The 8,871-nt window shown below is 67.1% G+C and carries 3 protein-coding genes; all 3 read left to right on the top strand.

Annotation, left to right across the window (positions count from 1 at the left end):
• Window positions 1–2,693, top strand: a 2,693-nt coding sequence (locus tag ACIRA7_RS12730) for an amidohydrolase family protein (protein ID WP_396221221.1), incomplete at its 5' end; no start/stop codon positions are given.
• 111 nt (window positions 2,694–2,804) lie between these two features.
• Window positions 2,805–6,023: an exodeoxyribonuclease V subunit gamma gene (locus ACIRA7_RS12735; RefSeq protein WP_396221222.1), complete on the top strand. Its 3,219-nt coding sequence runs from the start codon at window positions 2,805–2,807 to the stop codon at window positions 6,021–6,023.
• On the top strand, window positions 6,020–8,871 hold a 2,852-nt coding region (locus tag ACIRA7_RS12740), incomplete at its 3' end, for a UvrD-helicase domain-containing protein (protein ID WP_396221223.1). The genes ACIRA7_RS12735 and ACIRA7_RS12740, both read left to right, overlap by 4 nt.

Below are 8,871 nucleotides of genomic sequence, written 5' to 3' on the forward strand. Positions count from 1 at the left end.
GCGACGTTCAGTCGTCGCGTTACGGGTCGGCCGTACGCCCTACGCTCAGCCCTGACGGCAAGTGGCTCGTGTACGGGTCACGCTACGAAGACAAGACGGGGCTGCGGGTGCGGGAACTCGCCACCGGCGACGAGCGCTGGCTGGCCTATCCCACACAGCGCGACGAGATGGAATCGCGCGCGCCGCTGGATGCGCTCCCCGGCATGAGCTTCACTCCCGATTCGAAGGAGCTGGTCGCGAGCTACGCCAACAAGATCTGGCGCGTGGCCATCGACGGCAGTGGACAGACGGAGATTCCGTTCCGTGTGCAGGCCACCATCGAAGGCGGACCGGAGCTGGCATTCAAGTATCCCATCTCCGACAGCGCGCAGTTCACGGTGCGGCAGATCCGCGACGCCGTGCCGAGTCCGGATGGCAAACAGCTCGCTTTCATCGCGCTCGAGAAGTTGTACGTGATGGACTATCCCGGCGGTACGCCGCGCCGCGTGTCCACGCTGACCAGCATCGAATCGGAGCCGGCCTGGTCGCCCGATGGCAAGTCGCTGGCGTGGGTCACCTGGGCCAACGACGGCGGTCGCTTGTACAAGGCGGCCGTGTCGCCGCGCGCCGTGGCGCCGGTGTTGCTCAGCAAGGTCGTGGGCACGCTGCGGCAGCCGGTGTGGTCGCCCAACGGCACGCGCATCGTGCTCACGCAGACGGCGGCGCAGGGGCGTCGCGATCAGACCGGTGTCACCGCGCCCACGAACATCGTGTGGTATCCCGCCACGCCCACGGCGCTGGGCGGCAGTGAGCCCACCGTGATTGCGCGCGCCGCGGGGCGCAGCGTGCCGCACTTCGCCAAGGACACGTCGCGCATCTACCTCTCGTCGAGCACCAACGGCCTCGTGTCGATTCGCTGGGACGGCAGCGACGAACAGCGGCATCTGCGGGTGACCGGTCCGTCGGGCGGCGGCAACGTCGACGATCATGACGTGAATCCGTCCGAGCTGATGTTGCAGCGCGACGCCGAGGAACCCAACACGCCGGGCCCGTCGGCGACGCTCACGCTCATGTCGCCCAGCGGCGACGTGGCGCTGGCGCAGATCAATCAGGATTTCTACACGGTGGTGGTACCGCCGCGCGGCACGCAGCCGTCGGTAAGTGTAGCCGACCCGAACACCGCCGCGGTGCCGGTCAAGCGGCTCACCGACATCGGTGGCCAGTTCCCGGCGTGGAACAGCACCGGTCGGCGCGTGCACTGGTCGATCGGGAACGCGCATGTCGTGTACGATCTCGACTCGGCCGCGGCGCGCGACGCCGCCATCGCCGCCTCGCGCCGCGACTCCACCATGGCCGACAGTCTGCGCCCGCGCCCGTACGAGCCCGCCGAGAAGCGCGTGCTGGTGCAGGCCGCCCGCGACATTCCGCGCGGAACGGTGGTGCTGCGCAATGCGCGCATGATCACCATGAAGGGTGACGAAGTCATTGCGCGTGGCGATCTCGTGATCACCAACAATCGCATCACCGCCGTGGGCGCCATGGGCACCGTGACCGTCCCGGCCGGCGCCACCGAGATGGACCTGGCTGGCGCCACCGTGATTCCCGGCTTCGTCGATACGCATGCCCACCTGCGCGCCGAGCGTGGGACGATTCACGAAACGCAGCCGTGGGCGTATCTGGCGAATCTCGCGTATGGCGTGACCACCACGCGTGACCCGCAGACAGCCACCACCGACGTCCTGACGTATCAGGACATGGTCGATGCCGGACAAATCATCGGGCCCCGCATCTTCTCTACCGGCCCAGGCATCTTTGAGCGCGATCTCATTCGCGATCAGGAGCACGCGCGCAGCATCCTCAAGCGCTACAGCAGCTACTACGACACCAAGACCATCAAGATGTACGTGGCCGGTGTGCGTCAGACGCGGCAGTGGATCATCAAGGCTGCGCGCGAACAGCAGCTGATGCCGACGACGGAAGGCTCGCTCGATGTGAAGCTCAATCTCAGCGAGACGATCGATGGTTATCCCGGCCTCGAGCACTCGATGGGCATCGTACCGCTGGGTTTCGACGTGACCAGCTTCATGGCGTGGTCGAAGCGCACCTACACGCCTACGCTGCTGGTGAACTACGGTGGCCCGTGGGGCGAGAACTACTTCTACACGAAGGAGAATCCGTACGGCGATGCGAAGCTCCAGCGCTTCACGGCCTACGAGGAGCTGGCGCTCAAGACGCGTCGTCGCATGGCGTCGATGCCCGGCGGTGGCACGGCTGGCGGCTGGTTCCGCGACGAGGAGTACATCTTCCCGCAGCTGGCCACCGAAGCCACGAAGATTCTCCGTGCCGGTGGTCGGCTCGGCATTGGCAGTCACGGCCAGCTGCAGGGCCTCGGCTATCACTGGGAGCTGTGGGCCATGGCGTCTGGCGGGATGACGTCCATGGAAGCGCTGCGCACGGCCACGGCGATGGGCGCGCAGGCGATCGGCCTGCAAGGTGACGTAGGTTCGATCGAGGTGGGTAAACTGGCCGACCTCGTGGTGCTCGACGCCGATCCCCTGGCCGACCTGCGGAACACGAACAAGATCAAGTTCGTCATGAAGAACGGCCGCCTGTACGACGGCAACACGCTGGCCGAGACGTATCCGACCAAGCGGGACGGCCCAGTGGTCACGAACCGTCCGATCGCACCGGCCACCAAGGCGGGCTCGAAGTAACGTCGGCAGGTCGGTACGGCATTGTCAGACCCTGCGACTATCCTGGAGTCATGCGCCTCTCCGCATGACTCCAGGACGTCGACGGGCGCTTTACACGTTAGAATCCCAAGTATGAATGTGTATATCGCCCCTCGATTGGGCGTGCTGCGCGATCATCTGATCGCGCGACTGCAAGCGGCTCCGCTTCCGCCGCGTGATGTGGAAATCATCGTGGTGCAGAGCCAGGGCATGCGGCAGTGGCTCACACTCGCGATGGCCGATGCGCTGGGGTGTGCGGGTTCGGTGCAGCTGCCGTTTCCGGCGCGCTTCGTACGCGCGCTGGCCGCCTCGGTGGGGATGTCGGAGGGCGACGTCGATCCGTTTTCGCGCGAGTCGATGACCTGGCGGGTGGATGCCCTGCTGCGCGACGTGAAGCCGGGTGACCCGCAGTATGCGGCGTTGTCTCGCTATCTTGGCGATGGTGATGACCGGATGCGCTTCGGGCTCGCCGCGCAGGTGGCCGCGCGGTTCGACGACTACCAGCTGTTCCGGCACGATCTGCTCGAGGCGTGGGAGCGCGGCCAGCACCCGCTTGACTCGCCGCACGAGCGCTGGCAGGCAGCGCTGTGGCGCGAACTGTGTCGAGACGGCGCGGAGCATGGGGCTCGCCGGCTCACGCGACTACTGGCGCACGTCCACGAAGCCAAGCCGGGTACATTGTCGCTGCCGTCACGGGTAACCGTGTTCGGGGTGAGCTCGCTGCCGCCTCGGATCATCGAGCTGCTCGCGGCAATCGCGCGGCACACCGAGGTCACGGTGTACGCCGCCCTGTTGCCGGATCGTACGACTTCAACAGCGGCGCCGCATCCGCTGGCAACGGCGTTCGGCAGTCAGGGGCAGGTGCTGCAGCGACTGCTGGTGGCGCAGGGCGCGACGATCGTGGCGCGGCACGACCAGTCGGCCAACGGCGCGGACACGCTGCTCGCGCGGCTGCAGGAGGAATTGGCGGGTACGGGCGCTCGTGGTGCCGATGGCCTGAGTGCCCTCACTCTCGCGGCCGACGATACCTCGCTGTGCGTACACGCGGCACACGGGAAGCGGCGCGAGCTCGAGATCATTCGTGATCAGATCGGCCACGCATTCGTGAGCGACCCCACGCTCAAGCCGCACGATGTCCTGCTACTCGTACCGGACATCAGCGACTGGGCGCCCCTCGTGCAGTCGGTGTTCGGTGCGAACGACGGATCGGTGAGCCTGCCGTTTACCGTGGCCGATCGCCGACGTCGCGACGACTCGGTGGCCACCGCCATGCTGCGGCTCCTTTCGCTCGAGGGCGGACGTCTCACGCATTCCGAAGTGTTCGGCGTGCTGGAACAGCCGGCGATATACACCGCAGCCGGCCTCGATCAGGGCCAAGTGGAGTATCTTGCGCAGATCACGCGCGAGGCCAACGTGCGCTGGGGCTACGACGACGAGGCCCTCGTGCGTCTCGCGCTGCCGGCGACCGACATGCCCACCTGGCGCACCGGTCTCGATCGGCTGCTGCTGGGGCAGATGGCTGGCGCCGTGCCGGACATGGTGCTGGGCGTGCTGCCGCAGGCCGGCGACACCGTTGGCGACGCCGCGGCGCTGGCCGCGCTCTCGCACTGGATCGATACGCTTGCGGGCACGCTGCAGTCGTGGCGGCCGTCGCGGTCGATCGCCGAGTGGACGGCTGCCCTGTCGGAGTTCCTCGACCACATCGTGCAGCCCACCAGCGCCGCCGAGCGCGAGGGGCTGAACACCGTGCGTGCGGTTTTGCAGGCGCTGTCCTCCACGGCCGAGCAGGCGGGATACACCGCGCTCGTGCCGTTCAGCGTGGTGCGCGACTGGCTGGAGCAGGAACTCGCCGATGACAGCTTCGGCTCGGGGTTTCTCAGTGGCCGCGTCACGGTGGCCGCGCTCAAGCCCATGCGCAGCGTACCCTTCAAGGTGATCGCGGTGGCTGGCCTCGACGATGCGGCGTTCCCGCGGCGCGACCGCCGCCCGGCGTTCGACCTGCTGTCATGCGAAGCACGCGACGGCGATCGCAATCTGCGCGACGACGACCGGCAGCTCTTTCTCGATCTGCTGATGGCCGCCGAATCGCGCGTGGTGCTCACCTACAGCGGAAACGATCCCCGCGACAACGCGGCGCGGGCGCCGTCCATCGTCGTCGATGAGTTGCTCGACCATCTCGATCGACGCACCAACGGCAGCGCACGGGCCGATCTCGTGCTGCGTCATCCGCTGCAGGCGTTCAGCGATCGGTATGTCAGCGCCGCTGATCCGCGGCTGATCACCTTCTCGCCGCTGCCGGACAGGGCGTCGGGCCCGGCGGCGGCCGAGGGCTACCCGTTCTTCGTGGACACGGTGCCCGATCTCGTAAACGACGACGTGGCCGAGATTGCGCTGCGCACCCTGACCGGCTTCTGGAGCAATCCGTCGCAGTGGTTCTGCGAGCAGGCGTTACGACTGCGTCTCCCCGACACCGGTGCGACCGACAGCCCGGACAGTGAGTTGCACTGGCTCAACAAGCTGAAGCAGGGCGGTGTGCGCGCCGATATGCTGCGCGCGGTAATGAGTGGCCGTCGCGATGCCGAGTGGATGCAGCGTCAGATGGTGGCAACGGGCAAGCTTCCGCCCGGCGCCCTCGGCGCGTCGTGGTTCACGCGCCTGGAAAACGAAGCGAGATCGGTCATTGACGCGTTGCCCGAAGGTACCCGCACCAGCGCGGCGCTCATGGTTCTCGGCACCGACTGGCGTATCACCGGCGCGGTGGAGGGCGTGATCGAGCACGCCCGCTATGTCGTGCGCACCGGGAGCGTGTCGGCACGCCACCGAATCGTGGCGTGGGTGGAGCACGTCGTGATGTGCGCGGCGAAGCAGCAGGGGGCGGAGGTGCCCGGTACCACGGTGCTCACGTATCCCGACAGCAGGAAGGAGAAGGCGATCGTCGAGTCGATGATCGAAGTGCCGAACGCCACCGACGTGCTGGATGGCTGGATCAGTGCCATGCATGATGCGCGTCGCGCCCCTCTGCCCTTCTTCCCGAATGCAGCCGAGGCCTATCGGGCGTCGATGGTGCACAACGCCAAGATCGCGCTCAACCCGAAGTCGAGGGCCCAGCCGCAACTCCCCATCAAGAAGGCCGCCGCCGCGTTCACGGGAAACGACTTCGGCGCCCCCGGCGACGAAGCTGATCCCTACGTGCAGCTGTGCTTCCGCGATACACTGGCGTTTGACACACAGCGCGACATGTTCGAGAGCCTTACCATAAGGCTGTTCGAGGCATCGTGGTCGCCGCAGATGGTGGCGGGGGCCGGCCTATGATGCCCTTCAGTGCGCTCGGTGTGGCGCTGGAGCCCGGCATCACGCTCGTGGAAGCCAGTGCCGGTACTGGCAAGACGTTCGCGATCACCCGACTCGTGCTGCGGCTGCTCCTCGAACGGAAGGTGGAGCATCTCGGACAGATTCTCGTGGTCACGTTCACCGAAAAGGCCACGCAGGAACTGATCGGTCGCATTCGTGCCGTGTTGCGCGAGGCCGATCGCGTCTGGTCGGACGCGCCGCCGCCGCGCGATGCGGGGAATGACGATCTGTTCGTGCTGCGAGAGCGGCACGGCAGCGCCGCTGCGCCCATCGTACGTGCCGCCCTCGGTGCGCTCGACGAGCTCGGCGTGTCCACCATTCACGGCTTCTGTCATCGGGTACTCTCCGAGAGCGCGCTGGAAAGTCGCGTGCACTTCGGCGGCACGTTCCTGCAAGACGACACCGACATTCTGCAGCGTCTCACGCAGGACTGGATACGTCGTCGCGTACTGCATGTGCCGGAGGCCGCTGCGCGGATTTCCGACGACGGGGACGATCCGACCGCGTGGATCAAGAATCTGGTGCGGCCGTACCTGCGGCATCCGCGTACCACGATCGACGCGGCGCCCGAGTTCGCCCCCGAGCTGCTCAAGGACTTTGTGCTCACGGTGTCGAAGGCCTTCGAGCAGGAGAAGCAGGCGCGTCATCTCATGGGCTTCGACGATCTCCTGCGCCGCTTGCACGACATTCTGGTGGCCGAAGGACCGGGGGGGCTGCTGGCCACGCGGATCCGCGAGCGCTTCCGCGTGGCATTGATCGACGAGTTCCAGGACACCGATCCCACCCAGTTTCCGATCTTCTCGACCGCATTCAGTGGCTGTCCGCTGTTCCTGATCGGCGATCCGAAGCAATCCATCTTCGCGTTCCGGAACGCCGATGTGCACGCCTATCTCAAGGCTGCTGCGAACATCGAACGACGCTACACGTTGCTCACGAACTTCCGCAGCACCGATGCGATGGTGCGTGGCGTCACGCAGCTGTTCCACAACAACCCCGAGCCGTTCGCCTGCAGCCCCGAGCTGATCGGCGTGCCCGAGGTCATGGCGGCCAATCAGGTGCGCGTGCCTGAGGCCCTCACGGGTGACGGCCGGAAGGCGTTGGAGTGGATGTGGGTGGGCTCGGCGTACAACACCTCCAAGAGCGGCATTGCGAAGGAGCAGGGCACCACGTTTGCTGTCCAGGCGGTCACCGTGGAAATGCAGCGCCTGATGGCCAATGGCCTCGGCGCGGGGCAGGCGGCGGTGTTGGTGCGCACCAACGCCGAGGCACAGGAAGTCAAAATGTCGCTCGACGCGGCGGGCATTCCGTGTGTCGTGGGTGCCAATCAGGATGTGCTGGCCAGTGACGAAGCCGGTGAACTCGTGCGGTTGGCTGAAGCGATCGCCGCGCCGCGTGACGGGGCGGCGGTGCGGTCGGCCATGGCCACGCGCCTCTGGGGATGCGACGCGGTGGCGGTGGCCGACACCCTGCGCAACGACGGGAACGGGGCACTGGACGGCGTGCTCGATCGGCTGGTTCGGGCGCGAACGATGTGGCTGCGACATGGTGGCGCCACGGCGCTGGCGTGGTTGATGAACGAGTGCGGTGCCACGGCGCGACTGCTGTCGCTGCGCGATGGCGAGCGGCGTGTCACCAACGTGCGGCATGTCCTCGAGATTCTGCAGGAGGCCGACGCGGTCTCGGCGCTCACGCCCGATGCAGTGCTAGGCTGGGTGGCGAGTGAACGTGGCTCCGCCATAACGCCCGAACGTCGCGAGATGCGGCTGGAAAGCGATGCCGACGCCGTGCAGATCCTCACCATTCACAAGGCCAAAGGACTCCAGTGGCCCGTGGTGTTCTGCCCCACGCTCTGGCGCACCAAATCGTTCGCACCGAAGGCGCTCGAGGTGCCGTACTCGCTCACGCCGCTCGACGACGGCATGGTGCTCGATATCGGTTCGCCCCTGCAGGAACAGCGCAGTAAACAGAAGCAGCTCGAACAGCTCGGCGAAGATCTGCGTCTCACGTACGTGGCGCTGACGCGCGCCGAGTCCCGTTGCTACGTGACATGGGGCAACTTCTCCGCCGCCGCGGCGTCGCCGCTCGGATGGCTCATTCAGGGAAGCCGTGACACGGTGGAGCGCGCGCCGATCGATACGCTGATCGCCGCCAGCGCTGGCACCATGGGTATCGCCGACGTGGTCCTGCAGGCGCCGCCGTCGTCGCCTCCGGCCCCGGGAGCGCCGCCCGAGCGCCGCGCACCGCTCACGTTCACGACGGCGCCGGGTCAGCTGGCCGTCTGGCGCAGCAGCAGCTTCACCATGCTCACGCGCAACGTGTCGCACGTGGACAGCCGCGATGTCGACGACATCCTGCACCCCGAGGAGGTGCGTCGCACGGCAACGCACGTGGCCGGCTTCCGCGGCGTGCCAGCCGGGGCGGACATCGGCAACGTGCTGCACGGCCTGTTCGAGCACACCGATTTCACGAAGCCCACGGCGACCACCGACACGGACGTACGGGAAGCCCTTCGCGCATTTGGCGTGGCGGTGCCACGCGACGGCCGGTGGACACCGACGCACATTCGCGAGATGATCGACACGGTGCGTCACGCCGCGATTCCCGACGCGGGCTTCGCGCTGAGCGTGGTGCCGCAGGAAGCCACACTGCGCGAGTGGCGCTTCTCCATGCCCGTGCGCGACTTCTCGACGTCCGCGGTGGCGAGCGCGCTCGAGACGCACGGCTCGGCCCACGCGCGCGAGTACGCGCCGATGCTGCGACGGCTGCGCGACGATCAGTTCCGCGGCTATCTCACGGGCTCCATCGACCT

The organism is Gemmatimonas sp. (assembly GCF_044376735.1).
In the GTDB taxonomy this organism is placed as follows: domain Bacteria; phylum Gemmatimonadota; class Gemmatimonadetes; order Gemmatimonadales; family Gemmatimonadaceae; genus Gemmatimonas.

What these genes read in the sequence shown, in the direction of transcription:
- ACIRA7_RS12735 (WP_396221222.1), top strand. Translation starts at nt 2,805, where the DNA reads ATGAATGTGTATATCGCCCCTCGATTGGGCGTGCTGCGCGATCATCTG.